The organism is Kitasatospora sp. NPDC001527 (assembly GCF_040298605.1).
Taxonomy (GTDB): domain Bacteria; phylum Actinomycetota; class Actinomycetes; order Streptomycetales; family Streptomycetaceae; genus Kitasatospora.
Genome location: NZ_JBEPAM010000006.1, coordinates 49,988 through 73,762 on the forward strand (window position 1 = coordinate 49,988; position 23,775 = coordinate 73,762).

The window sequence follows — 23,775 nt, forward strand, 5'->3', positions numbered from 1 at the left end:
AGCCCCGCGCCCCGCCCTACTCCCCGTCCTCCGCCAGGGCGAGCCGCTTGAACACGTCGTAGGCCGCCTGCGCGAAGTTGCCCCGCCGGCTCGGGCCGGCGTTGCAGAGGGCGGCGACGGCGGTGGCGGTCTGCGGGCAGAACGCGATGAGCGAGGTGCAGCCGCGGGTGCCGCCCGAGTGGAAGAGGAGGTCGCGGCCGTCGAGGGTGCGCCGGTGGTTCCAGACCAGGCAGAGCTGGTCACCCGAGCGCGGCAGCCTCAGTCGCGGCCGCTGCACGTCCCGCAGGGCGTCCGCCAGGGCGCCCCCGTGTGCTGAGCCGCCCCCGTCCGCCGACCCGCCCTCGCCCGGCCGCAGATGCGCACGCAGGTACCGGAGCAGGTCGGCGCCGCTGGCCCGGACGGCACCCGCGCCCGGGAGGCCGGGGATGCGCCACGGTGGCAGCGGACGCCCGTGCCGGTGGCCGATCGCCCGGTGCGGCGGGTCGGGCGAGCAGGTGGTGGCGCGCATCCCGAGCGGTCGGCAGATCCGGTCGGCGAGCAGTTCCGCGTAGCCGGTGCTGCGACCCGCCTCGGTGAGCAGCCGCCCGAGCAGCCCGACGCCGAAGTTGGAGTACCCGAACCGCTCGCCGGGCCGGTGTCGCACGATGGTCCGGGCAAGGCCCGCCCGCAGTCGCCGTTCGTCGTACGCGGCGTACGGGTTGCTGCTCCAGGCCGCGACGGCGCTGGCGATCAGTCCCGGCGGCAGCCTCGGCAGGCCGGAGGTGTGGGTGGCCAGGTGGAGCAGCCGGATCGGCCCGCCGCGCCGGACCTCGGCGGGCTGCCAGCCGACCGGCAGGTGCCGCTCCACCGGGTCGTCGAGGGCGAGTTCGCCCCGTGCGGCCAGGTCGGCGAGCAGCAGGGCGGTGAACGTCTTGGTGATGGAGCCGAGTTCGAAGACGGTGTCGGGTGTGCAGGGCTCGCCGGCGGCGTGGTCCATCCGCCCGGCGCACCGTACCGCCTGCCGATCGCCCCGCGTCACAGCGAGCGTCACGGCGCTGGCACCGGGCCCGGCGGCGCGGACCAGGTCCGCCAGCTCCCTTTCGCCCCAGGACTCGTCGTTCACCTGCGCGGGTTCGTCGAGGGTGGTCACCTGGGCGCTCTCTTTCGGATCACGTCGGGTCGGCGGGTGTCGGTGGAGTGCGTGCATCGGCGGTGCGGAGACGGGGGCACCTCCCGGCCGAAGGCTGGGGGAGTGCGTGCTCCGGCGGCGACCGCCCGGCGTGATCCGAAAGGGAGGGCCTAGTTCTCCGGCGGCGCGCCGAGCGCCACCGCCGGCGCGCCCGCGGACGCCCCGGTCGTGCCGCCGAGCGCGCGGGCCAGGGTGGTGGTGGCGGCGACCACGGCGACCACGGCGGTGTGCCCGTGGTCGGCGAGCAGCTGGGCGGGATCCCCCTCCGTCGCCGTGTTGGCGTCCTTGGGCAGGAGCCCGTCGGGCTGTTGGGCGGACGCCAGCGCGGCCCAGCCCGTCGTGCCCTGTTCGAGCTCGCCGATGCAGGCGGCGACGATGAGCAGTTCGCCCACGAGGTCCCAGTGGCCGACCTCCTGCCACACCTCGAGCCATGCCGGCAGCCAGTCGCGCAGGTAGTCGCGGATGTGCGGGGCCAGGCACTCGGGGCGGGCGCCCCAGTCGGTGAGGTGGAAGACGGAGTGGGTGACGTAGTAGGCGGTGAGCCAGTCGATGAGCCACGGCTCGGGCGTGGCGCCCAGCCAGGTGGCGCCGGCCAGCGCGTCCCAGTCCTCGAGCTGGTCCAGGCCGATCACGCGCCGGGCGTTGGCGGAGGCCAGGCGGCGGCTGGGGAGTTGCTCGGCGGCCCGCACGGAGTGCAGCCGGTTCAGCGTCGCCAGCTGGTCCTCCAGGGGCCGGTGGCGGTATCCGGCCCGCGCGAAGTGGACGTAGACCTCCAGCGGGTCGGTCATCAGCGGGTAGCGCAGCTGCCGGTCGTACAGCAGGTCCCCTTCGCGCAGTTCGGCCCAGGCGAGGTCGATGACCTGGCGGGCGATCCGCGTGTCGTCGGCCCCGGCGACCCCCTCGCGCAGCAGCAGGCCGGTGGCCAGGGCGACTTCGCCGAGCGGCTTGTAGATGTCGTTGGGGTTGGCGAGGTCCATGGTGACGTCGTCGTCGAAGCCGCCGAGGCCGCGGTCGTAGTAGGAGTGCAGCCAGCGCAGCGCCTGCGATCCGACCTGCTGGGCGGTGGCGATGATCTGGGCGTTCGTCATGCCGCCGCTCCGTCCGGGGAGTCGCCGGTGCTTCCGTGGGCCGGACGGTTCCCGGGCCGGGTGGGCTCCGCGGGTGTTCCGGCGGCCGTCGTGCCGGCGCCCGACAGCCTTTCGGTGATGGAGAGTTCGAGCCACATGCGGGTGCTGCCGTCGCCGACCGCCCGGATCCGGTCCAGTACGGGGCCGAGGTCCAGGTGCGCCGGTCCGCCGTTCGCCTCGGTCCAGGCCAGCCAGCGGGCGAGCCGGGCGGCGGTGCGGTAGTCGCGGCGGAGCATGGAGCGGGTGACGCCGCGGGCCAGCGTCAGCGAGTGGCGCCGGGCCAGGTCGTGCACGGGGCCGTCGAGCCGGGGGAGGGCGAGGGCGGAGAGCCGGGCCATGGCCACGGACCAGCGCGGCCAGTCGCCCGCCGTCGGCTCCGGGAGGCACGCCGGTTCGGGTCCCGCTACCGGGGCGGGGCGGCCCGCCAGTTCGACGAGCCGTGCGGTGGCCCGGTCCCGCCACGCGTTGGCGAGCGCGGCGTCCAGCGGGGCCGGGTGCGCGGTGGTGGCGCCGTGCGCGGGGGAGGACTCGGCCATCGGGAAGGTGTCGAGGGCCTCGGCCGCGGCGTCGGCGGTCGGCCCGTCGGGGGGCAGGCCGGCGAGCAGCGGGGCGGCGAAGAGGTCGGGCCCCAGGACCCGCACCGCCGCCAGCGAGGCCTTGGGAAGGGGGCCTTCGTCCAGCAGGGGGCCCTCGGGTGCCGACGGCGTCGACGGCGTCACGGGCGCGGAGGGTGTCGGGTGGGTGGGCCGCGTGGGGTCCGGGGCGGACGGGCGGGCGGGCGCGGCCGGGTCCCCGGCACCCCGGAGGGCGTCGAGGACCCGGCCCGCCACTCGCTCGACGGCCGCCGCGTACTCGTCGCGGAGCGTGGTGTCGGCGAACGGCATGGAGTGGGATTCTCCTGTCTGGAGCGTGCTCAGGACCTTCGGGTCCGGTCGGTCCGGTCGGTCGAGGCCCCGGTCGGGCCGTTGACCCGGCCGAGGGCTCGACCGGGTCGACCGGATCCTCGGGTCTACCGGGTCTTCTCCTTGGGCGCCTTCTGCGGCGAGAGCAGGATGAGTCCGAGGAGCAGGAGCAGGCCTGCGGCTTCGGGCTGGTACGTGGGCGCGTCGCTGACGGCCGCCTCGTCCTCCGTGATCAACGTACCGAGCGCGTCGATCTCGGCCCGGGTGGCGAGCGGTGCCCGCGTGGTACGGGTGGTCTGAGCAAGCATCTGAGTGCCTCCTCATAGGATCTCCACCGCCGGGTCCGGCGGTGCCCCCTCGATCGACGATACGAGCACGAACCGAACGGCGCCACCCCTGCACGCTCCGTGACCGTGACCACGGGGAGTCGCCGGCGCGCGGCGCACCGGAACCGCCGGGCTGTCGCGGGTACCCGCAAGTAGGTACGGTCGCTGCATGACCACTGCCTTGATCACCGGCGCGACCGCCGGCATCGGAGCCGCGTTCGCCCGCCGGCTCGCCCGGAGCGGCTACCGGCTCGTCCTGGTCGCCCGGGACACCGAGCGCCTGGAGCGCTGCGCCGCGGACCTGCGGGGGAAGTTCGGCGTGGAGGTGGAGGTGCTCGGCGCCGACCTCTCCACCGACAAGGGCATCGCGGATGTCGAGGCCCGCCTGTCCGACGGCGACCGCCCGGTGGACCTGCTGGTGAACAACGCCGGCTTCGGCAACCGGGGCGCGTTCTCGACCGTGCCGCTGCAGGACGAGCTGGACATGCTGAAGGTGCACATCGAGGCGGTGCTGCGGCTGACCACGGCCGCCCTGCCGGGGATGCGCGAGCGCGGGCGCGGCGCGGTCGTCAACGTGGCCTCGGTGGCGGCGTTCCTGCCGCGCGGTACGTACGGGGCGAGCAAGGCCTGGGTGGTGAGCTTCACCCAGGGCGTGATGCGCGACCTCGGCGGCACCGGGGTGCGGATGATGGCACTCTGCCCGGGCTTCACCCGCACCGAGTTCCACGAGCGGGCCGGCATGGGCACCGACAACATTCCGGCCTGGGGCTGGCTGTCCGCGGAGCGCGTGGTCGACGAGGCGATGCGCGACCTCGCCCGGGGGCGGTCGGTCTCGGTGCCGAGCAAGCGCTACAAGCTGGCGGTGGCGATCGCCCGGGTGCTGCCGTCGGGCAAGCTCGGCGGCGTCTCCTCCAAGGCGGCCCGCACCTACCGCACCACCTGAGCCGCGGCCGCGCGGACGGGCGGGTGGGCGGTCGGCCGCGCGGTCGGTCGGTGGACGGCGCGGGCGGCCCGGTCGGGCGGCCCGGCATCCGGCATCACAGAGGGCATCTCACTATTAGCTTTGCTAACTATGAGCCTGTCTCGTTATGCTGGCGGCCGCCCGACCGCTCACCCGCCGTCGGCGCGCGTCCCCGTCCGGGCCGCGCCCGCCCGGCCGTCCGAGGGAGGCTGCCCGCCGTGCGCCCCGAAGGCATCCAGTGGACCCCGCCCGCCCGCGCCGAGGACGACCCGCGCCCGCCGACCCAGTGGCGCCGCATCCTCGCGCTCTTCCGCCCCTACGCGGGCCGGCTCGCCGTTGTCGGCCTGCTGGTCGCCGCCTCCGCCGTGGTCTCGGTGACCACGCCGTTCCTGCTGCGTGCCGTCCTGGACACCGCCATCCCGCAGGGCCGTACCGGCCTGCTGACCGCGCTGGCGCTCGGCATGGTCGGCGCCGCCGTGGTCAACAGCATCTTCAGCGTGCTGCAGACGCTGATCTCCACCACCGTCGGCCAGCGCGTCATGCACGACCTGCGCACCGCCGTCTACGGCCACCTCCAGCGGATGTCGCTGGCGTTCTTCACCCGCACCCGGACCGGCGAGGTGCAGTCCCGGATCGCCAACGACATCGGCGGCATGCAGTCCACGGTGACCTCCACCGCCACCTCCCTGGTCTCCAACTTCACCGCGGTGATCGCCTCGGTGGTCGCCATGGTGGCGCTGGACTGGCGGCTCACCGTGGTCTCGCTGCTGCTCCTGCCGCTGTTCGTCTGGATCAGCCGGCGGGTCGGCAACGAGCGCAAGAAGATCACCGGCGAGCGGCAGAAGCAGCTCGCCGCGATGAGCTCGGCGGTGCAGGAGTCGCTCTCGGTCAGCGGCATCCTGCTCGGCCGCACCATGGGCCGCTCCGACTCGCTCTCCCGCGAGTTCACCGGCCAGTCCGACCGGCTCGCCGAGCTGGAGGTGCGCGCCTCGATGGCCGGCCGCTGGCGGATGAACACCATCCAGATCGTGATGGCCGCGATGCCCGCGGTGATCTACTGGGCGGCCGGCCTGGCCGCGGCCGGCGGCGCCCCGATCGTCTCCGTCGGCACCCTGGTCGCCTTCGTCTCGCTCCAGCAGGGCCTGTTCCGCCCGACGGTGAGCCTGCTCTCCACCGGCGTCCAGGTGCAGACCTCGCTCGCGCTCTTCCAGCGGATCTTCGAGTACCTGGACCTGACCGTGGAGATCGACGAGCCCGCGCACCCCGTCACGCTGGACACCGTCCGCGGCGAGGTCCGCTTCGAGGGCGTCGACTTCCGCTACGACCCGGAGCAGGAGCGGCCCACCCTGGCGGGGCTGGACCTGCGGATCCCGGCCGGCGGCTCGCTCGCGGTGGTCGGCGAGACCGGCTCTGGGAAGACCACGCTCAGCTACCTGGTGCCCCGGCTCTACGACGTCACCGGCGGCCGGGTCACCATCGACGGGGTGGACGTGCGCGAGCTGTCCTTCGAGACGCTCGCCCGCGCGGTGGGCGTGGTCTCCCAGGAGACCTACCTCTTCCACGCCTCGGTCGCCGACAACCTGCGCTTCGCCAAGCCGGACGCCACCGACGCGGAGCTCGTCGCCGCCGCCCGGGCCGCGCGGATCCACGAGACCGTCGCCGCCCTGCCGGACGGCTACGACACCCTGGTCGGCGAGCGCGGCTACCGCTTCTCGGGAGGGGAGAAGCAGCGCCTCGCGCTCGCCCGCACCATCCTGCGCAACCCGCCGGTGCTGATCCTCGACGAGGCCACCAGCGCGCTGGACAACAGCACCGAACGCGCCGTCCAGGAGGCCATCGACACCCTGGCGGCGGGCCGCACCACCATCACCATCGCGCACCGGCTCTCCACCGTGCGCGCGGCCGGCCAGATCGCCGTCCTGGACCGCGGCGAGGTCGCCGAACTCGGCACCCACGAGGAGCTGCTGGCGGCGGACGGCCGCTACGCCGCGCTGCTGCGCCGGGAGTCCCCGGTCGCGGAGTCCCCGGTCGCGGCCGTCGCCCCCTGACCCGCACCGGCCGGTGTGCCGCCGGCCGGGCCGCGGCACACCGGGATCCTCGCTCAGGCGGCCTGGGGCACCTCGTTGTACGTCTCCACGACCTCCTGGCCGGAGAGCCGCTGGATCGCCGCCATCACCTCGTCGGTGACCTGGCGGCGGGCCTTGAGCGAACGGGCCTGCCCGTGCAGCTCGTCGAAGTGCAGCGGCTCGCCGAAACGGACCGTCACCTTCTTGAGCCGCGGCACGCGCTTGCCGATCGGCAGGATCTGCTCGGGGCCCTCCAGCGCCACCGGCACCACCGGGACACCGGCGGTCAGGGCCAGCCAGGCCACACCGGTCTTGCCGCGGTAGAGCCGGCCGTCCAGCGAGCGGGTGCCCTCCGGGTAGATGCCGAAGGCCTTGCCGTCCTCCAGGATCTCCAGCGCCCGCTCCAGCGAGGCCTGCGCGGAGCGGTAGGTGCCGCGCTCGACCGGCACCGCGCCGATGCCCTCGAAGAAGCCGCGCGACAGCGCGCCCTTGAGGCCGGTGCCGGTGAAGTACTCGGCCTTGGCCAGGAAGTGCACCCGGCGCGGCGCGGTGAGCGGGATCACCACGCTGTCGATGAACGAGAGGTGATTGCTGGCCAGGATGACGCCGCCCTTGCGCGGGAGGTTCTCCATGCCCTCGATGGTGGGCCGCCAGATCCCCCGGGCGAGCGGTTTCAGTACCAGCCTGGTGACGAGATCGAGCATGGTCCCTCCCTGGACGAGCACGCCCGAGAGGTGCCCGGGCCTGGGGTGACGACGAACGGCGTTGGTCGGCCCGGCCGGGCCGGGATCAGACCCGCAGACTACGACACCCACCCCGGCGGCCGTCCACTCCCGCCGACCGTGGCGCTCACCACGGCCGGGTAGGGTACGGCCGTCGGAATGACACATAAGAAGCTGATCATCCCTGGAGGGCCCATGGCCGACGTCGACGACATCCGCGCGGCGTTCGACAAGTACGACGTGAACGGCGACGGCCGGATCACCGCCACCGAGTACGCGCTGGTCGCGCGTGAGCTCGGCGACCTGACCACCTCGATCGCCGTGGCCGAGGCCGTCATCAAGACGATGGACACCGACCACGACGGTGAGCTGACCTTCGAGGAGTTCCTGGCCGCGCGCCAGGGCTGACGCGACACGCGCCGGGGCTGTCGCGAGACGCGACGCCCGACGGGCCCCGGGGAGCTCGCTCCCCGGGGCCCGTCGCCGTGTTCCCGCGCGCCCCTGCCACCGTGTGTCGTACGGCGGCCCGTTCTCAGCCGGTGGTCGGGAACACCCGGCGGACCACCCGCTCCGCCGCCCCGCCGTCGTCCCACGGGCAGAACCGCTTGCGGAACTCCGCCCGCGCCACCGGCTCCGGATCCCCGGCCAGCAGCGCCGCCGCGAGCCCCTGCGGATCCGTCGTCAGTGCGCCCGGCGGCTGCTCGAACAGGTCGAAGTAGACGCCCCGGTCCCGCTTGTACTCCTCCCAGTCCGGCGCGAAGACGACGATCGGCCGGTCCAGCACGGCGTAGTCGAACATCATCGACGAGTAGTCCGTGACCAGCACGTCCGCCGCCAGGTAGAGGTCCTCCACGGTCGGGTGCGCCGACACGTCCAGGATCCGCGCCGCGCCCTCCTGCTCCGTCAGGTCGCCCGGGCCGCCGGTGTGGAAGTAGTGGGTGCGCACCAGCAGCGTGAACCCCGGTCCCAGCCGCCGTGCCAGCTCCCGCACGTCCAGCAGCGGCACGTAGCCGCCGCGCGCCTCCCGGTGGGTGGGCGCGTACAGCACGGCCCGCTGCCCGGGCTCCAGCCCGAAGCGCTCGCGCATCGCCGCCGTCTCGGCCGGCGTCGCGTTCGCCAGCCGGTCGTTGCGCGGGTAGCCGGTGTCCAGCATCTCGTAGCGGCCGGGGAAGGCCCGGGCGAAGTGCTCGCTGGTGTGCGGGTTGGAGGAGACCAGGAAGTCCCAGCGGTCGATCGCCTCCTGGAGGCGGTCGAAGTCCATCCCGTCGGCCGCCACCGGGTGGTCCCTGAGGTCCATGCCCATCGCCTTGAGCGGCGTGCCGTGCTGCGTCTGGACGTGCACCGTGCCCGGCCGCTTCACCATGGTGCGCGGGAAGTTGACGTTGTTCACGAAGTACTTCGCCGTGGCCATCGTCCTCAGGTAGGCCGGGGTGTTGACGATGACGTACGGCACGCCCTCCGGCAGCGCCGCCGCCTGGGTCCGGTTCTCCACCACCCAGACCCCGCGGATCGCGGGCGCCAGTTCCTTCGCCTTCTCGTAGATCGCGGCCGGGCTACAGGCGTAGCCCCGGTGCCAGTACGCGGCGTACACCGCCAGCCCGGGGTCGAGCGGCATCCGGCGGAAGGCGTTGTACGCGGTGAACCGGGCGCTGCTGCGCACCCCCTTCTTCAGGGCCGGCGCCACCGCCCGGGCCCCGCGCTTGAGTTCGCGCGGCAGCCGCCCCGTGCGGCGCAGCTCCGCGTACGCGCGCCGGGCGCCGCGCGCCGCGAGCCGGTACTGCACCCCGCGCACGCCCCCGGGGAAGCGGTAGCCCGCCGGGCGGTGCCGGGCGAAGTGCTCGGCGATCCGGCGGAAGAACTCGGGCCGCAGCCCGACCGGGACCAGCCCCGGGGTGTCGTAGACGGTGAGCGCCTGCTGCACGGTCCGCTCGAAGACCAGGGTGCGCAGCGCCTCCGGGACGGGCCGGCCGGGGCGGTCGGGCCGGTCCAGGAAGGCGAAGATCGCGTCGTACTGGGCGAAGGCGTCGGCGTGCTTGGCGGAGGCGGTGCTGGTGATCGCCCCGGCCCGGCCGCGCCGGTAGAAGTAGCAGGGGCGGTCGAGGTAGCGCAGCCGCCCGGCGGCGAGCAGCGCGGGGTAGGTGACGGAGATGTCCTCGTAGTAGCCGCGGCCGAAGGAGACGCCGAGCCCGAGCAGGAACTCCCGGCGGAACACCTTGTTCCAGACCGACATCACGGTCCTGAACAGCGCGGGGTGCTCGGCCAGCGTGCACCCCGCGACGAGCGGGGAGCCGGTCAGCACGTGCCGCCAGGGGTTGGGCTCGGTGCCGCCGTCGGGGTAGACGTGCGTGAAGTCGGTCAGCAGCACGTCGGCGGGCGCCTCGCCGCCGTCCTCGCGCCGCGCCTCGGCGGCGAGCTCGTCGAGGAGGGCGGCCACCGTGCCCTCGGGCACCCAGTCGTCGCTGTCGACGAACCAGACGTAGTCGCCGCGCACCTCGGGCAGGGCGGCGGCGCGGGCGCCGCCGAGGCCCTGATTCTCGGCGAGGTGCAGGACGCGCAGGCGCGGCTCGCGGGCCGCGTACTCGTCCAGGATCGCGCCGCAGCGGTCGGGGGAGCGGTCGTCGACCGCGATCACCTCGAACCGGGACTCGGTGGAGGGGGTGTCCGCCAGGAGGGAGTCGAGGCAGCGCGGCAGGAAGCGCTCCACCCCGTGGACCGGGAGCACGATGCTGAGGAGGACTGGCACGCTGGCCGAGTCTACCGAGCGGGGCGCCCGGGGGAACCCGCAGGTCGCCGGTGCCGGACCCGCCGGTGCCGCGGCTGACGGAGCCGCCGGTGCCGGACCCCGTGCGGGGTGGCACCGGCAGCCTGGTGGCGGCCCGGCCGACCCTCTACGGCCGGCCGCCGGTCCGGGCACCGCCCGAACCCGGCCGCCGCAGCGTCGAGGCGGCCTGGCAGTAGGAACGGGGGAGCCGGAGTCTTCATCAGTCGAACACGATGGTGGGCGCGGCTCGCGCCCGCGTGGTCGCTACAGATATTGCTTGGAGCCGACTCCCACGTCAATCCCTCGTCTGTGTTCACTTCCTAAACGGATAGTCGTACCGATCCGGGCCCGGGTTGGTGGTTCCCGCGGGCCGCCCGGCGGGCACGGGGTGTGAGGGAGTGGTCACCTCGCGTGCCGGGCGCGCGGCTTCGCGCCGGGCGCCGGGCCCGTACTCCGACGAACCCGCTGACGGGTGCCCGGTCGTGCACCATCATTGATGCCTAGTCGTGACCGCCCGGGCAGCCCCTGGTGCGGTGTCAGTTGACGCCGCACGATACGGTGGCAGAACACCGGGACGGTTGCGCGAAGACCGTCTGTCGCGGATAGTCTTCGCCTCACGGCCCTGGCGCCTCGTAGGGGTGGGAAATCAGATGGAACACATGCAAGTGCGGACTCGGCCCCGCGTGCCGGCGGTCCAGTGCGGTGTCGGTACGACCGGCCGCCGGATCGACCGACACCTGGCTGTGCTCGGCGCGCCCGCACTCCCGGCGGTGGACACCGCCGAGGCGCTCGGGTTGATAAGGGAGCTGACGCCGAGCGGCCTCGGTGCCCCGACCGCGCCGCCGCGCCGCCACGCGCGGGTCAGGCTGCTGGCGCCGCTGCGCCGGCTGCGCCGCGGTCTCTTCGGCGGGCGCGGCTGAGGGGCCGACCGGCCCCGGGGCGCGCCGCCGCCCCCCGCACCCACCAGCACCGGCCCGACGGATCCCCGTGACCGTCGGGTCTTCGGCATGCCCGGAAGCATGCCCGGAACCGGGCCGCCCGGGGCCGCCCGGATTGGTCTGAACCTCTCAGGGTACGACGACTTGCCCCACCGGCACGGAGAGTCGGCGAGGCTGGTCTGCCCGCCCCCGGACGTGGGCGAGGATGACGCCATGGCGGACCACATCCACACCACCCCCCACTCCACGTCCTTCCGGACCGAGACCTTCGAGATCACCACCGGCAGCCAGGAGGTCGCGCTGGACATCACCGACCGCTGCTCCCGGTTCCTCGACGGGCACGCGGCCGGGCGGGACGGACTGCTCAACGTCTTCGTCCCGCACGCGACGGCCGGGATCGCCGTCCTGGAGACCGGCTCCGGCAGCGACGCCGACCTGCTCGCCGCCCTGCGGGACCTGCTGCCCGCCGACGACCGCTGGATGCACCGGCACGGCAGCGCCGGCCACGGACGCGACCACGTCCTGCCCGGCCTGGTCGCCCCGCACGCCACCCTGCCGGTGATCGACGGGCGGCTCGCGCTGGGCATCTGGCAGTCGGTGGTCCTCGTCGACACCAACGGCGACAACCCCAGGCGGACGGTCCGGCTCTCCTTCCTGGGCTGACGGGCCCGGGCCGGCGGACCCGAGTCGACGGTCCCCGGCCGGCGGCCCTACCCCGCCGCCGGCCCGCCCGAGGCGGCCTCGGCGCGGTCGCCGGCGCGGTCGCGCGCGTGGGCGTCGGCTTCGACCGCCGGGGCCTCACCGGCCGGTACCTCGCCGGCCGCCGCTTCGACGACGGCGGCGAGGTACCGCTCGATCGCCAGGTACTGGCAGAGCACGGCGACCGGACGGCCGAGCCGGGCGTACCAGGCGGCGAGCCGGGCGAAGGCGCTCACCTCGAACCACACCTCGCCCGCGGCGTCCATGGACACCACGAACGCCTCCTCGCCGCGCTCCGGGTGCCCCGGCAGCGTCCCGTAGGCGAAGCCGATCCGGTCCGGCTCGTCCACCCGCCACACCACCCGGCACGGGATCACCAGCCGGGGCCGGCGGGTGCCGGGCAGGGCGAGGCGCAGCAGCACGGTCGACCCCGCCTCGGCGGGCGCGTACGGGTACACGGCGAAGCCGGTGCCCAGCTGGCAGCCCCAGCCGAGGACGAACCGCCCGGCGCGCGCCAGGACGTCCGGGCCGTGCCCGAGGTGGACCCGCCGACGCAGGTGCGCGTAGCCCTCCGGCAGCCGGGCGCCGCGGGTGGCGCCCACCTCGCGGTAGCTGGGCGCGGCGGCCCGGGCGGCCAGCAGCCGCCGGGTGAGGGCGGACGGGCGGGCGGCGCCGGGATCCGGGGCGGTACCGGGCGAGTCGGGCATGCCGCCACCGTACCGGCCGTCCGGGAGCGTCTTGCACGGGGCCCGGCCGAGGAGTAGAGAGGGCCCCATGAGCGAAACTGCCGTGAACGACAGGGGCCGCGCCGACGACCCGCGCCCCGCCCGCGCCCCGGAGCCCGAGGGCCTCGCGGACGGCGGCGGCTCGGCGGCCGACCAGGTCTGCGTCCTCGCCCCGGGCGACGGCGACGCCGTGGCGGCGCTGCTGCCCGATCCGGACCTCACCGGCCCGCGCGCGGACTGCGTGCTGTGCGGCGAGCCGACCGAACTGCCCGCCGACCGCCCGGGCAGCACCCTGTGCCCCGTCTGCGCCTGGCAGCAGGCCCAGCGGATCGCCTGCTCCGGCTGACGGGAGCGGGTTCGCGGCGGCCCGGTCCGGGGCGACCCGGCCCGGCCGCGGCGCGCGTCAGGCGCGCGTCAGGTCTGCGGCAGACGCGCGTCAGGCGTCCTCCCGCCCGGCCAGGGCCAGGGTCGAACCGTGCCGGCCCTTGCGGACCAGCAGCTGGGCCGGGATGCGGCTGCGCAGATCGGCGACGTGGCTGACGATGCCGACCGCGCGGTCCCGCTCGCGCAGACCGTCGAGGACGTCCATCACCTCCTCCAGGGTGTGCTCGTCGAGACTGCCGAAGCCCTCGTCGATGAACAGGGTGTCCAGCGGCATGCCCCCGGCCTCGTCGGTGACCACGTCCGCCAGACCGAGCGCCAGGGCCAGCGAGGCGAAGAAGCTCTCGCCGCCGGAGAGCGTCGCGGTGTCGCGCTCGGTGCCGGTCCAGGCGTCCACCACGCGCAGGGCCAGGCCCGAGCGCTTGTTGCCCGCGCCCCGGTCGTCGCTGTGGACCAGGGTGTAGCGTCCGCCGGACATCCGCACCAGCCGGTCGCTGGCCGCCGCCGCCACCTGCTCCAGCCGCGCGGCCAGGACGTACGACTCCAGGCGCATCCGCAGCCGGTTGTCGGCCGAGGTGCCCGCCGCCAGCGCGGCCAGCCGGCTGATCCGCGCGTACCGCTCCAGCTCGGGGGCGAGCGAGCGGGCCAGCTCGGCCAGCTGCCGCCCGATCACGGCGAGCGCCGCGCACCGCTCCCGGGCCGTGTCCCGTGCCGCGTGCGCCGCCCGCAGCCGGTCGGTGGCCGCCCCGAGCAGGGCGCGGGTGCCCGGCAGGTCCGCGGCCGGCAGCGCGGCGGCCGCGGCCAGCTCCGGCTCGGCCAGCCGGCGCTCGGCCGCCGCCAGCTCCGCCCGGTGCCGGTCCAGCCGCTGCTCCAGCCGTTCGCGCTCCTGCCGGGGCAGCAGCACGGCGGCGGCGTCCCGCGCGCTCGCGAACCCTGCCGCCACCGCGGCGCCGGCCAGTTCGTCGTCGGCCCGCTTGAGCTGATGCGCCGCCTCGGTGGCGGACCGGGCCGCGCCGACCAGCGCCGCCACGGCCGAGGCGAGCCGGTTCAGGGCGGCCGCGCGCTCCGCCACCGACGGCGCGTCGCCCCGGGCGGCCGCCACCCGGGCGCCCAGCTTCTCCTGCTCGGTGTGCAGGGTCCGGGCCTGGGCGGCCAGCTCGGCGCCGCGCTCGCGGGCCCCGGCCAGCGCCGTCCGCCGGACGGCCTGCTCGGCGGTGAGCCGCTCGATCGCCAGACCCACCGGAGCCAGCCGCTCGGCGGCCCGGAGCGCCTCGCGGTGCTCGCGCTCCAGCTCGGCGAGCCCCGCGGACAGGGCCTCGGCGGGCTCCTCCCCGGCCGCTCCGGCCGCCGCCGCCCGGCGCACCTGGAGGCCGGACAGCTTCTGCTCCGCGGCCTCGGCCGCCTGCTCGGCGGCCGTCTGGGCCCGCCGGGCGCGCTCCTCGTCCTCGGGCCGGACCGGCTCCCCGGCCGGGCGCGCGGGGGCCGGGTGCTCCGTCGAGCCGCAGACCCGGCACGGCTCCCCGGCGCCCAGCCGCGCGGCCAGCTCGGCGGCCATCCCGGCCAGCCGGCGTTCGCGCAGGTCCAGCCCGTACTGGCGGGCGTCCAGCGCCTCCGCCCGCAGCGCGAGGACCCGTGGCCGGGCGTGGTCGATCTCCACGCCCAGCCCGTCCCGGTCACGGGCGGCGGACAGCCGGGCGGCCAGATCCGCCCGTCGGGCGTCCAGCCGCTCGACGCGCCCGGCGGCGTCCCGGGCGGCCGCCTCCTCCGCCTGGAGGGCGGCCAGCCGGGCCTCGAACTCGGCGAGCCAGTCGCCCGCCTCCTCGGCGAGGTCCTCGGCACGCCGCAGGTCGGCGGCCAGCGCCGCCCGCGCGCCGTCCAGTTCGGCGCACCGCCGCTCGTCCTCCCGGGCCGCCTCCAGCCGGACGACCTCCGCGCGCAGCCGCCGCTCGGCCCCGGCCAGCTCCTCGGCCTCGGCGTGCGCCAGCGCCGGGCCCCCGCCCGCCGCGCCGCCGTCCCCGTCGGCGCCCCCACCGTCTCCGTCCCCGCCGTCCGCGGCATCGCCGCCCGCCGAGACGGTCCGTCCCGCCGAGACGGTCCGTCCCGCCGGGCCGTCGGCGAGCCCGGCCAGCACCGCGCGGTGCCGGTGCTCCTCCTCCCGGGCCTGCCGGTACGCCTCCGCCGCGCGCTCGCGCAGGTGCAGCACCGACTCGACGCCGACCGCCGCCTGCGCCGCCGCCAGCCGCCGGCGGTCCTCCGCCCGGGCGGGCTCGTCCTCGGCGAGGCGGGCCGCCTCCCGCACCGCCTGCCGGTGCCGCTCCTGCCGGTCGGCCAGCTGCTCGGCGGCCTCCCGCCCGCGCTGCGCGGCCCGATGCGCCTCCTCCGCGCCCGCCAGCGCCGCCTCGGCGACGGCCAGCTGCTCGGCCGCGCCGCCGCGCAGCACCGCCGCCCAGCCCAGCACACCCAGGGTGAGCTCGGTGGCCGCCGGGACCCCCGCCGGGCCGGACTCCTCCTCGCCGGGCACCCGGCCCGCGGCCGGCTCGGCGTCCGGGCCGGCCGCCTGCTCCGCCTTGCTCGCCAGATCCCGCAGCCGGCGGCGCCCGGCCTGGACGGCGGCCTCCTGGGCCCGGCGCCGCTCGGTCAGCCAGGCCTCGACGGACTGGAACCGCTCGGTGTCGAACAGCCGGCGCAGCAGCTTTCCGCGCTCCTCCGAGTCCGCCCGCAGGAACCGCGCGAAGTCGCCCTGTGGCAGCAGCACCACCTGGCAGAACTGGTCGCGGCTCATCCCGATCAGCCGGTGGATCTCCTCCCCGGCCTCCTGGTGCGACTTGCTGACCGCCCGCCAGCCCGGCGCGTCGTCCCCGGTGCCGGCGCCGTCCGCCGACCACTCGCGCAGCAGCGTCTGGGCGCGTTCGAGGGTCATGCCGCGGCCGACCTTCTTCGGCCGCGGCTGCTCAGGGATCCGGGTGATCTCCAGCCTCCGCCCACCGAGCGTCAGCTCCAGCCGGACGGTCGTCAGCCGGTCCGGCGCGGCGTGGTCGCTGCGCAGCCGGTTGGCGCGGCGGGTGCCGGGCACCTCGCCGTAGAGGGCGTAGCAGACCGCGTCCAGCACACTGCTCTTGCCCGCGCCGGTGGCGCCGCGCAGCAGGAACAGTCCGCCGGCGGCCAGCGCGTCGAAGTCGACCGTCTCGGTGGCCGCGAACGGGCCGAAGGCGGTCACGGTCAGCCGGTGGAGTCTCATCGGGGCAGCTCCGCCTTCCGGTCGGTGGTCTCCCGGACGCGCTCGAAGCCCTCGCGCAGCCAGTCCAGCTCCTGCGGGTCCGGCTCGGCGCCGGGGCGGACGTGCCGCAGGAAGCCCTCGGCGATCTCCAGGTCCGTCCGCCCGCCGACCCGGGCGGCGTAGGAGGAGGCGGCCGGGGCCGTCTCCTCCGGTTCGAAGAGCAGCTGCAGGGTGTGCGGGAAGCGGCGGCGCAGCCGTTCCATCGGCTCGCTCGGGCGGCTCGGGTCGGTGAGGGTGGCCTGCACCCAGGACTGCTCGTCGGCGGTGTAGCGCTCGTCGGTGAGCAGCTCGTCGAGCCGGCCGCGCAGCCGGGCCAGCGGGCGCGGCACCGGGCAGGGGACGCGTTCGGCGGTGACCTCGCCGTCCGCCGCGAGGTCGACCAGCCACATGCTCTTGCGGTGCTCGTGCTCGGAGAAGGAGTAGGCGAGCGGGGAGCCGCTGTAGCGCAGGTGCGGGGCGAGCGTCTGGCAGCCGTGCAGATGGCCGAGCGCCGCGTAGTGCACGCCGTCGAAGAGGGAGGCGGGGACGGCCGCGACTCCGCCCACCGCGATGTCGCGCTCGCTGTCGCTGGGCTCGCCGCCGGTGACGAAGGCGTGCGCCAGCACCACCGCGCGGGTGCCGGCGGGGCGGGCCGCGAGGTCGGCCCTGACCTGCTCCATCGCCGCGCCGAGCACCGCCGCGTGCCCGCCGCGCGCCAGTCCGAACCGCTCCCGGACCAGCGTCGGCTCCAGGTAGGGCAGCCCGTAGACGGCGACCGGACCGTGCTCGTCGGCCAGCAGCACCGGCTCGGCGCACTCGCCCGGGTCGGTCCGCAGGTGGACGCCGGCCCGGCCGATCAGCCCGGCGCCCACGCCGAGGCGGCGGGCGGAGTCGTGGTTGCCGCTGATGAACACCGTCGGCACGCCGAGGCCGGCCAGCCGGTGCAGCACGTCGTCGAACAGCGCCACCGCCTCCAGACCCGGCAGCGCGCGGTCGTACACGTCCCCGGCGACCAGCACGGCGTCCACGCCCCGGTCCCGGACCACGGCCACCAGGTGGTCCAGGAAGGCGCGCTGGGCGTCGTGCAGGCTCTCCCGGTGGAACGATCGCCCGAGGTGCCAGTCGGAGGTATGCAGCAGTCGCATGGTCCCCGACCATAACGGGCGCCACCGACAAGCGGCCCCGGACCGCGGATTCCCACCCCACCCAGTGGCCCTCCGCCACCCCGGCCGTCTCGCCTGGCCCGCCACGCCGCCTCGGCCGCCGTGGCCTGCCACCCCCGGCCACCCCGGGCCGTCTCGCCCGCCTTGGGCGGCCGGGGCGGTTCTCGGGGAGGCCCGTCGGTGCATGGGGGGGTGGTGCCGAGAGCCTGGTCCGCGCCATGCACTCCCGCCCGCCGCACGGTCCCTCGCGAGCGCTGCGGCCCGGCGCGGCCGTGGCAGGGGCAGCGCCCTCGGCCGCCGGGGCGTGATCCCTCGTCGCACGACGGGCGGCACCCCGGCCGTCCGGTCCCCGGTCGCGGCTTCCCGTCCACCCCTCGGCGGCGGGTGCCGCACCGGGCGGACTGTCAGTGGCCGTGTGTAGGGTCACCGTCGCTGAGAGTCAAGGTGGCCGCCGTGCCGGGGCGGCGGCTTCCCGCGCGACCTGTGGAGGTCGCGCAGGGTGGATTGTCAGTGACGGTATGTAGGGTCGCGGTCGCCGGGAGCCGAGGGGCTCGTGGGGCCGGTGTGGCGGGTGTCGGCAGCGAAAGGGTGGCGCGATGGGCGTGCGGGACGGAAAGCGGGACGGGATGCGGAGCGGGCGTGCCGGGCAGCGGCGGCCCGGGCCGGGTGGACCGGGGGCGCGCGGCCCTGGTGGACGGCCTCCGGGCGGCGGGTCGGGCGGGCCCGGGGCGCGGGGGTGGCGCTCGGGGCGGCCGCGCGGGGCGCCGCCGCCGCAGCCGGTGGCGCTGGCCCTGGTGGTGCGTGCCGCCGATTTCGCCGACCTCGCGGGGTACGGGCTGTTCGGCGGGCTGTCCTTCCGGGCCTACCTGCGGCGGGTGGCGGTCCAGCTCCGGGCGCTGGCCGGGCACGGCGTCGAGGTGCATCTGCGGGTGCTGGACCCGGCGGACTACGAGGAGTACTGCGAGGCGCTCGGCTTCGACCCCGGGGGCGCGGCGGCCCGCGTCGCGTACGCGGCCGATCCCGAGCTGGCGGGGGAGCCGTTCGTCTACGCCGGGCAGCGGTTGGCGGTCCTGCTGCCGGAGCTGGTCGACGACCACCGGGCCAGGGTGCGGATCTCCATCGCGATGGCGGCGCTGCTGGCGGCGGTCGGCGAGGGGCCGCCGGGGGAGCGGCGGCTGGTGGCGGTGCTGCGGCACGCGGTCGAGGTCCGGTCGGCGGTGGCGGCGGGTGCCGGTGACGGTCTCCATCTGCTGACCGTGCGCTGCCACGGCCCCGAGGACGGCGAGGAGCTGACCTCGGCGACCGACCTCCTGGTGGAAGGCGGCCGGTCGGGCACGGGCGGGCGGGACGGCGAGGCGTTCTGCGTGACGCTGGCGGCGGGCTTGGCCGCCGGCGGCGCCGGGGCGGTGGTGCTGCACGGGGACCCGGCGGTGCCCGGCGGGCAGGTGGTGCGCGGCTGGGCGCTGCACGCCGGACGGCTGCGGCCGATGACCGTCCGGGAGGTGCTGGACGAGCTGGCCGACGACGTCGGACGCGGGCTGCCCTTCCCGCCGGCCGCCGTTCCGGGGCCTGGATTCCCCCTGCCGGTGTCACCCAGGCGGCAGGACGGCGGTGAGCCCCTGGACTGACCCGGCTGACCAGCGCGTTCGGTCTTCGGTGTCCACCAAGCGGCGCTGGGGACTGTTCATCGACCGCCTGTTCGGGGAAGATTTCGGGGAAGATCAACAGTGGGAACGGACGGTGCCCCACGCCGCCGCGCCTGCCCGCTCGGCCCCGAACCGCGCACCGCGAACGTCCCGCGAACGTCCCGTGAACGTCCCCGCGCACCGCCGGTCCGGCGAGCCCGAACCGAAAGGGGGGACGCATGAGCCGGATCGAGTACAGCGCGGAGATCGCCGAGCTGCTCGGACGGGTGCGCAGGCGTCCCACCGCGGGGTGGCCGTGGCGGCCGGGCGAGCCGGTGCCCTCCGGGCTCGCGGTCAAGCAGTCGTGGGGGTGGCTGTTCGCCCCCGACGGCCGGGTGCTGACGCTGGTCAACCCGAAGGACGGCATCGTCTCGCTGCCCGGCGGGTCGCTGGAGCCGGAGGACGCCGGGGACCCGGGCTCCGCCCTCGCCCGGGAGGCGGGCGAGGAGGCGCAGGCGCTGATCGGCACGGCGTACTACCTCGGCTACCTCTACGACCGGGTGGGGTCGGCCAACGGCGGGAACGAGTGCGCCCGGGTCCGGATGGCGGCCGCGCTGCGGGCGGTCGGCCCGAGCGCGGCGGACCCCGCCTCGGGGCGGCACTACCGGCGGCTGCTCGTGGCGCCGGGTCTCGCCGTCGAGCTGCTCGGCTGGGGCGAGCCCGGGCTGCGCCAGGCCCGGGCGGCGGTGGCGACCGCCGTCCGGTGGCTGGGCGTGCCCGCCGCGGCCAACGAGGCGATCGAGGAACTGCCGGTCGACGGCTGCGAGGTGTTCCCCGGTGCGGCCCCGGACGCCGCGCCCACCGGCTCCACCGGCCCGGGCGACGGCCGGTGAGCGCTCCTCGACCGCCGCACCCCCGCGGCCTGTTCCACCACGTGGAGCTGTGGACGGACGACCTGGCGCTCGCGGCGCGGCAGTGGGGCCCGGTGCTGCTCGCGCTCGGGTGCGAGCCGTTCCAGCAATGGCCGAGCGGCCGCAGTTGGCGCCTCGGTGACGCCTACCTGGTGATCGAGCAGTCGCCGGCCCTGCTGCCGGGAGGTCACCAGCGGCTGCGGGCGGGCCTGAACCACCTCGCCGTGCACGGTGACCGGTCGGCGGTGGCCGCCGCGCTCGCCGCCGGCTGGACGGTCCGGGTGGACACCGGTGGGACGGTCCACCTGATCGACCGCCAGGGCTTCGAGCTGGAGATCGTCGTCCACGACGGCGAACCCGGCTGACGCGCTCGCCGCCGCAGCCCTTCACCCGGTCGTCGTCGCCCGGCCGTCCGCCGCCCCTCGGTCGGTCGTCAACCCTCCACCGGCAGCCGTCCTCCGGCCGGGTGACGCTCCGTTCGGTCACCAACGGCGCTTGCCCCGTCGCGCGTGGTGAGAAAAGGGTGCGTTAACCCGGCGGTTGTCAGACTGTTCGTCAATTGCCTTGGCATGACAACTTCACATGAAAGCTACCGCCTGGTATCAAATTCCGTGACGCACGTCACGACCAGGAGGACTCATGTCACGCCCTGCCCGAGCCATGTCCGTCGCCGTCACCGCGGCCCTCCTCGCCCTCACCACGCTGGCCACGGCCGGATCGGCCCACGCCGCCGGTGCCAACTACGTCGCCCTGGGCGATTCGTACGCCTCCGGCCTCGGTGCCGGCAGCTACACCAGTGAGAGCGGGAGCTGCAAGCGCAGCACCCTCGCGTACGCGTACCTGTGGAAGAACGCGCACGCGCCGTCGTCGTTCAAGTTCGTCGCCTGCGCCGGGGCGAAGACCGGAGACGTCATCAACAACCAGATCTCCTCGCTGAGTTCGACTACCACGCTGGTCAGCATCAGCGTCGGCGGCAACGACGCGGGCTTCGCGAGCACGATGCAGACGTGCGTCCTGGACTCCGAGAGCGCCTGCCTCAACGCCGTCGCCACCGCGAAGAACTACGCCACCAGCACGCTGCCGGCCCAGCTCGACAGGGTCTACTCGGCGATCCGCGCCAAGGCGCCGAACGCCCGGGTCGTCGTGCTCGGCTACCCGCACCTCTACAAGATCGGCGGCAGCTGCATCCTCGGCATCGGCGACACCAAGCGGGCCGCCATCAACGGCGCCGCCGACGCGCTGGACGACGTCCTCGCCAAGCGCGCCGCCAACGCGGGCTTCGCCTTCGGTGACGTGCGCTCGATCTACCGCGAGCACGAGATCTGCGGCTCCGGCACCACCTGGCTGCGCAGCACCACGCTGCCGGTGGACGAGAGCTACCACCCCAACGCCGCCGGCCACTCGGGCGGCTACCTCCAGGTCTTCTCCGCCCAGGCCTGAACGGATCCGCAGGGGGCCTGACCAGGCCCGGGCCCGCCGGTCCCCCACACGGGGGAGGGACCGGCGGGCCCGTCCGTTCAGCGGCGTTCCAGCGCGACCACCGGCAGGACCCGCCGGGTGTGCCGCTGGTAGTCGCCGTACCCGGGCGCGGCCCGGACGACGGCCGCGAAGAGCCGGTCCCGCCGCGAGCCCTCGGCCGGCACGGCGGTCGCCTCGAACACCTCCTCGCCGAGCTCGACCCGTACCGCCGGGCGGGCGATCAGGTTGCGGTACCACTGCGGGTGCTCGGGCGCCCCGGCCGCCGAGGCGACGATCAGCAGCAGGCCCTCGGCGCGCACGAATCCGAGCGGCACGGTGTGCTCCCGGCCGGTTCGCGCACCGGCGGTGGTCAGCAGGAGCAGGTCTCCGCCCTCGAAGGGGCCGCCGACCCGCCCGCCGTTGGCGCGGAACTCCTCGATGACGCTCTGGTTGAACGACAGCGGCGGCCGAGCGGACGACCGGGCGGGGGAGAAGGACTCGGAGAAGGAATCGGAAAGGGACTGGGGAGAGGAAGAAGACATGGGCATGCGCCTGGACAGATCTCCGAACAGGGGTGGGCGACGGCCACGGTCTGGGCCGCGGCCGCGCGAAGGGTCAGGAAAAGGGGAGCGGAGTACGAACTCATCACGCGTCGTCCCTCGGTGTCGGGTGCCGGCCCGGCTGCCGGCCGGCCCACTTCTCTTTGGCCGGCGCCACGCTGCACGCGCCCATCAGAGCACCCCGCCCGCGCCCTGTCAACGCGCGGTCAGCCGGCCGAGCCGGCCGGGGCGGGCCCGGGTCGTGAGCGAGGCCCGCAGGGCGCTCAGCACGAGGTGCGGGCGTAGGAGTCGAACTCCTCCAGGGTCCAGATCCGGGCGTGCGCCCAGACCTGTCCGGGGGGAGAGGCCAGCGAGGTCGCCGGTGCTGAAGGAGACGTGGGAGGCGGCGGGTTCGGTGGTGCGGACGTCGATGCCGTAGCGGCGCGGGCGCTCGTCGGGCGGCGGGAGCGGCCCGCCGTCCGAGGCCCAGTCGGCGGGCGGGTGGTGCGGCGGGAAGGAGCGCGGCCCGCGGCGGAAGGTTCGGACCCCCGGTCTCCCCACGGCGACGAGTCTGACGGCGGAGGATCTCGTCCCGGCCACGGGCAGGGCGCGGAAAGGGCGCACCGCCGGCCCCGTCGCGGGACCGGCGGTGCGAGGTGGTGCGAGGTGGAGCGTGAGTGGCGTGCGGCGTCCTCAGCGCAGGTAGGACGTCAGGCCGGCGGGCTTGAGACCGGCCGCCTCGGCGGCGGCCAGGGCACGCTGCAGGTCACCGGCGAGGGTGTCGCTCCAGTGCATGAGGACGACGTCCCCGGGCGACAGGGTGCCCTCGTGCCAGACGTTGGAGGCGCCCCAGCTGAAGTCCGCGTCGGCGGTGAGCACGGTGCGCATGCCGCAGTTGGCCGCGGCCTGCAGGGTGTCGGCGTTCCAGGCGAAGTACGGCGGGCGGAACACGGTGGGCGCGGTGCCGAAGAGGCGGGTCAGCGAGTCCCGGGCGTCGCAGATCTCCACCTGCTGCTCGGCGGGCGTGAGCTTGGTGAGGTCGGGGTGGGAGACGCTGTGGTTCTGCACGGAGGCGCCGGGCACGGCGGCGACCCGCTGGAAGTAGCCGGGGTTGTTGGCGGCGGCCATCGGCAGCGGGAAGGCGGTGATCGGCAGCTGGTGGTCGGTGATGAACCGCTCCGCCTCCGGGGAGGTCTGCCAGCCGTCGTCGACGGTGAAGAAGACCACCTTGTCGCTGGTCGGCACCGAGGCGGCGCCGGTCGCGGGCGCGGGTGCCGGGCCGTCCACCCGGACGTCGTCGACCGCGAACGGGCCCTGCTGGTACCAGCCGTGGACGGCGAGGCGGACGGTGGTGGCGGTGGGGCCGGCGGTGAAACGGGTGGTGAGCTTCTGCCAGCCGCCGCGGGTGTCCTCCGTCCAGGCGGGGGCGGTCGGGCGGTCGGTGCCGTCGGTGGCGCCGAGGAAGACGAACTTCCCGCGGACCCAGGCGGAGGCGGTGTAGGTGGTGCCCGGCTGGACCGAGACGGTCTGGGCGCACTCGCCGGTGGACTCGTCGCCCGCCGGGGCGACGGCCAGGGCAGAGGCGCCCGAGTGCGGGGCGGCGGTGGTGACGGAGGCCTTGGCGGGCCCGCCGGAACAGCGCCAGCCGGGCACGCTGCCCCAGTCGGCGAGCGAGGAGGCGGGGATCTCGAACCCGGGGTTGGTGGCCAGGTTGACGGTGGGGGCGGTGGCGCCGCCGGACGCGGCGGCCCCGGGCTGCGCCGCCGTGGCGGGCCCGGCGAGGCCGGCCGTCAGCAGCGCGGCGCAGGCGCCCAGTGCCGACAGGCGTGCGGACATGCGCGAGGAGATGGACACGTGGGGACTCCTGCGTGGGGACGCGCGCCCGTTGGGGCGGGCGCGCGGGAAACGGGATGTGGGGGTGCTCCCGGAGGGGGCGGGAGCCGTTGGCGCGCCGCACTCGGACCGGAGAAAAACAATGGACTGGACCACTCCGATCGTCAAGGAGTGGCGGCCCGCCGTCTGCCCCCGGTGCCGGAGCCGCCCCCGG

22 protein-coding genes and 1 pseudogene are annotated in these 23,775 nt (G+C 75.7%); 11 read left to right on the top strand and 12 right to left on the bottom strand.

Features of this window, described 5'->3' with window-relative positions; genetic code table 11:
• Positions 1-16: 16 nt before the first annotated feature.
• From ABT238_RS08235 to ABT238_RS08250, 4 genes are all read right to left on the bottom strand, one after another.
• On the bottom strand, positions 17-1,129 hold the full coding sequence (locus ABT238_RS08235; protein ID WP_350756135.1) for a serine hydrolase domain-containing protein: 1,113 nt from the start codon (positions 1,127-1,129) through the stop codon (positions 17-19).
• A gap of 149 nt (positions 1,130-1,278) precedes the next feature.
• The gene (locus tag ABT238_RS08240; protein WP_350560784.1) at positions 1,279-2,256 is read right to left on the bottom strand and encodes a DUF6895 family protein; all 978 of its coding nucleotides are present in this window, start codon (positions 2,254-2,256) and stop codon (positions 1,279-1,281) included.
• Entirely contained in the window at positions 2,253-3,179 is a 927-nt protein-coding gene (locus ABT238_RS08245; RefSeq protein WP_350756137.1) for a hypothetical protein, read from the bottom strand. Before ABT238_RS08245 ends, ABT238_RS08240 begins: the two co-directional genes overlap by 4 nt.
• Positions 3,180-3,304: 125 nt before the next feature.
• Positions 3,305-3,505 carry a hypothetical protein gene (locus ABT238_RS08250; RefSeq protein WP_350560780.1) on the bottom strand — a complete coding sequence of 67 codons (201 nt, stop codon included), beginning with the start codon at positions 3,503-3,505 and terminating at the stop codon, positions 3,305-3,307.
• 187 nt (positions 3,506-3,692) lie between these two features.
• Here ABT238_RS08250 and ABT238_RS08255 point away from each other — a divergent pair, with 187 nt between their 5' ends.
• Together ABT238_RS08255 and ABT238_RS08260 are read left to right on the top strand one after the other, a co-directional pair.
• Positions 3,693-4,466 carry an SDR family NAD(P)-dependent oxidoreductase gene (locus ABT238_RS08255; RefSeq protein ID WP_350560778.1) on the top strand — a complete coding sequence of 258 codons (774 nt, stop codon included), beginning with the start codon at positions 3,693-3,695 and terminating at the stop codon, positions 4,464-4,466.
• 236 nt (positions 4,467-4,702) lie between these two features.
• Positions 4,703-6,532: an ABC transporter ATP-binding protein gene (locus tag ABT238_RS08260; RefSeq protein ID WP_350560776.1), complete on the top strand. Its 1,830-nt coding sequence runs from the start codon at positions 4,703-4,705 to the stop codon at positions 6,530-6,532.
• A gap of 53 nt (positions 6,533-6,585) precedes the next feature.
• Here the strand turns inward: ABT238_RS08260 and ABT238_RS08265 are convergent, their stop codons facing one another.
• A complete protein-coding gene (locus ABT238_RS08265; protein ID WP_350560774.1) occupies positions 6,586-7,254 on the bottom strand; it encodes a lysophospholipid acyltransferase family protein in 669 nt (222 codons plus the stop codon).
• Between the two features lie 213 nt (positions 7,255-7,467).
• Here ABT238_RS08265 and ABT238_RS08270 point away from each other — a divergent pair, with 213 nt between their 5' ends.
• Positions 7,468-7,680: an EF-hand domain-containing protein gene (locus tag ABT238_RS08270; RefSeq protein WP_350560772.1), complete on the top strand. Its 213-nt coding sequence runs from the start codon at positions 7,468-7,470 to the stop codon at positions 7,678-7,680.
• A 124-nt stretch (positions 7,681-7,804) separates the two neighbouring features.
• Here the strand turns inward: ABT238_RS08270 and ABT238_RS08275 are convergent, their stop codons facing one another.
• Entirely contained in the window at positions 7,805-10,015 is a 2,211-nt protein-coding gene (locus ABT238_RS08275; protein ID WP_350756140.1) for a bifunctional glycosyltransferase/CDP-glycerol:glycerophosphate glycerophosphotransferase, read from the bottom strand.
• Positions 10,016-10,104: 89 nt separating this feature from the next.
• On the opposite strand from ABT238_RS08275, the gene ABT238_RS08280 reads away from it, so the two are divergent.
• From ABT238_RS08280 to ABT238_RS08290, 3 genes are all read left to right on the top strand, one after another.
• The gene (locus ABT238_RS08280; RefSeq protein WP_350542761.1) at positions 10,105-10,230 is read left to right on the top strand and encodes a hypothetical protein; all 126 of its coding nucleotides are present in this window, start codon (positions 10,105-10,107) and stop codon (positions 10,228-10,230) included.
• Between the two features lie 453 nt (positions 10,231-10,683).
• A complete protein-coding gene (locus ABT238_RS08285) occupies positions 10,684-10,953 on the top strand; it encodes a hypothetical protein (RefSeq protein ID WP_350560768.1) in 270 nt (89 codons plus the stop codon).
• A gap of 231 nt (positions 10,954-11,184) precedes the next feature.
• Positions 11,185-11,634, top strand: a complete 450-nt coding sequence (locus ABT238_RS08290; RefSeq protein WP_350560766.1) for a YjbQ family protein — start codon at positions 11,185-11,187, stop codon at positions 11,632-11,634.
• 47 nt (positions 11,635-11,681) lie between these two features.
• Here the strand turns inward: ABT238_RS08290 and ABT238_RS08295 are convergent, their stop codons facing one another.
• Positions 11,682-12,377: a DUF1990 domain-containing protein gene (locus ABT238_RS08295; RefSeq protein WP_350756142.1), complete on the bottom strand. Its 696-nt coding sequence runs from the start codon at positions 12,375-12,377 to the stop codon at positions 11,682-11,684.
• Positions 12,378-12,444: 67 nt separating this feature from the next.
• Here ABT238_RS08295 and ABT238_RS08300 point away from each other — a divergent pair, with 67 nt between their 5' ends.
• Entirely contained in the window at positions 12,445-12,741 is a 297-nt protein-coding gene (locus ABT238_RS08300; RefSeq protein WP_350561168.1) for a hypothetical protein, read from the top strand.
• Between the two features lie 90 nt (positions 12,742-12,831).
• On the opposite strand, the gene ABT238_RS08305 is transcribed toward ABT238_RS08300, so the two are convergent.
• Entirely contained in the window at positions 12,832-16,014 is a 3,183-nt protein-coding gene (locus tag ABT238_RS08305; RefSeq protein ID WP_350756144.1) for an AAA family ATPase, read from the bottom strand.
• Positions 16,011-17,177: an exonuclease SbcCD subunit D gene (locus tag ABT238_RS08310; RefSeq protein WP_350756146.1), complete on the bottom strand. Its 1,167-nt coding sequence runs from the start codon at positions 17,175-17,177 to the stop codon at positions 16,011-16,013. The genes ABT238_RS08305 and ABT238_RS08310 overlap by 4 nt, the downstream gene beginning before the upstream one ends.
• Positions 17,178-17,974: 797 nt before the next feature.
• Between ABT238_RS08310 and ABT238_RS08315 the strand changes: the two genes are divergently transcribed.
• From ABT238_RS08315 to ABT238_RS08330, 4 genes are all read left to right on the top strand, one after another.
• Positions 17,975-18,823, top strand: coding sequence for a DUF8829 domain-containing protein (locus tag ABT238_RS08315; RefSeq protein WP_350756148.1), 849 nt, complete (start codon positions 17,975-17,977; stop codon positions 18,821-18,823).
• Between the two features lie 236 nt (positions 18,824-19,059).
• On the top strand, positions 19,060-19,713 hold the full coding sequence (locus ABT238_RS08320; RefSeq protein WP_350756150.1) for a hypothetical protein: 654 nt from the start codon (positions 19,060-19,062) through the stop codon (positions 19,711-19,713).
• On the top strand, positions 19,710-20,096 hold the full coding sequence (locus ABT238_RS08325; RefSeq protein ID WP_350560754.1) for a VOC family protein: 387 nt from the start codon (positions 19,710-19,712) through the stop codon (positions 20,094-20,096). Before ABT238_RS08320 ends, ABT238_RS08325 begins: the two co-directional genes overlap by 4 nt.
• Positions 20,097-20,370: 274 nt before the next feature.
• Positions 20,371-21,171 (top strand): SGNH/GDSL hydrolase family protein, encoded by an 801-nt coding sequence (locus ABT238_RS08330; RefSeq protein ID WP_502884134.1) that lies wholly within the window; start codon positions 20,371-20,373, stop codon positions 21,169-21,171.
• A gap of 83 nt (positions 21,172-21,254) precedes the next feature.
• On the opposite strand, the pseudogene ABT238_RS08335 reads toward ABT238_RS08330, so the two are convergent.
• The 3 genes and pseudogenes from ABT238_RS08335 to ABT238_RS08345 all read right to left on the bottom strand — a co-directional run.
• Positions 21,255-21,650, bottom strand: a pseudogene (locus ABT238_RS08335) (nitroreductase family deazaflavin-dependent oxidoreductase); the annotation flags it as partial.
• A 294-nt stretch (positions 21,651-21,944) separates the two neighbouring features.
• Positions 21,945-22,289 (bottom strand): hypothetical protein, encoded by a 345-nt coding sequence (locus ABT238_RS08340; RefSeq protein WP_350756152.1) that lies wholly within the window; start codon positions 22,287-22,289, stop codon positions 21,945-21,947.
• Between the two features lie 132 nt (positions 22,290-22,421).
• The gene (locus tag ABT238_RS08345; protein ID WP_350756154.1) at positions 22,422-23,582 is read right to left on the bottom strand and encodes a polysaccharide deacetylase family protein; all 1,161 of its coding nucleotides are present in this window, start codon (positions 23,580-23,582) and stop codon (positions 22,422-22,424) included.
• Between the last annotated feature and the right edge of the window lie 193 nt (positions 23,583-23,775).

What these genes read in the sequence shown, in the direction of transcription:
- ABT238_RS08240 (WP_350560784.1), bottom strand. Translation starts at nt 2,256, where the DNA reads ATGACGAACGCCCAGATCATCGCCACCGCCCAGCAGGTCGGATCGCAG.
- ABT238_RS08245 (WP_350756137.1), bottom strand. Translation starts at nt 3,179, where the DNA reads ATGCCGTTCGCCGACACCACGCTCCGCGACGAGTACGCGGCGGCCGTC.
- ABT238_RS08250 (WP_350560780.1), bottom strand. Translation starts at nt 3,505, where the DNA reads ATGCTTGCTCAGACCACCCGTACCACGCGGGCACCGCTCGCCACCCGG.
- ABT238_RS08255 (WP_350560778.1), top strand. Translation starts at nt 3,693, where the DNA reads ATGACCACTGCCTTGATCACCGGCGCGACCGCCGGCATCGGAGCCGCG.
- ABT238_RS08265 (WP_350560774.1), bottom strand. Translation starts at nt 7,254, where the DNA reads ATGCTCGATCTCGTCACCAGGCTGGTACTGAAACCGCTCGCCCGGGGG.
- ABT238_RS08270 (WP_350560772.1), top strand. Translation starts at nt 7,468, where the DNA reads ATGGCCGACGTCGACGACATCCGCGCGGCGTTCGACAAGTACGACGTG.
- ABT238_RS08285 (WP_350560768.1), top strand. Translation starts at nt 10,684, where the DNA reads ATGGAACACATGCAAGTGCGGACTCGGCCCCGCGTGCCGGCGGTCCAG.
- ABT238_RS08290 (WP_350560766.1), top strand. Translation starts at nt 11,185, where the DNA reads ATGGCGGACCACATCCACACCACCCCCCACTCCACGTCCTTCCGGACC.
- ABT238_RS08295 (WP_350756142.1), bottom strand. Translation starts at nt 12,377, where the DNA reads ATGCCCGACTCGCCCGGTACCGCCCCGGATCCCGGCGCCGCCCGCCCG.
- ABT238_RS08300 (WP_350561168.1), top strand. Translation starts at nt 12,445, where the DNA reads ATGAGCGAAACTGCCGTGAACGACAGGGGCCGCGCCGACGACCCGCGC.
- ABT238_RS08305 (WP_350756144.1), bottom strand. Translation starts at nt 16,014, where the DNA reads ATGAGACTCCACCGGCTGACCGTGACCGCCTTCGGCCCGTTCGCGGCC.
- ABT238_RS08310 (WP_350756146.1), bottom strand. Translation starts at nt 17,177, where the DNA reads ATGCGACTGCTGCATACCTCCGACTGGCACCTCGGGCGATCGTTCCAC.
- ABT238_RS08320 (WP_350756150.1), top strand. Translation starts at nt 19,060, where the DNA reads ATGAGCCGGATCGAGTACAGCGCGGAGATCGCCGAGCTGCTCGGACGG.
- ABT238_RS08330 (WP_502884134.1), top strand. Translation starts at nt 20,371, where the DNA reads ATGTCACGCCCTGCCCGAGCCATGTCCGTCGCCGTCACCGCGGCCCTC.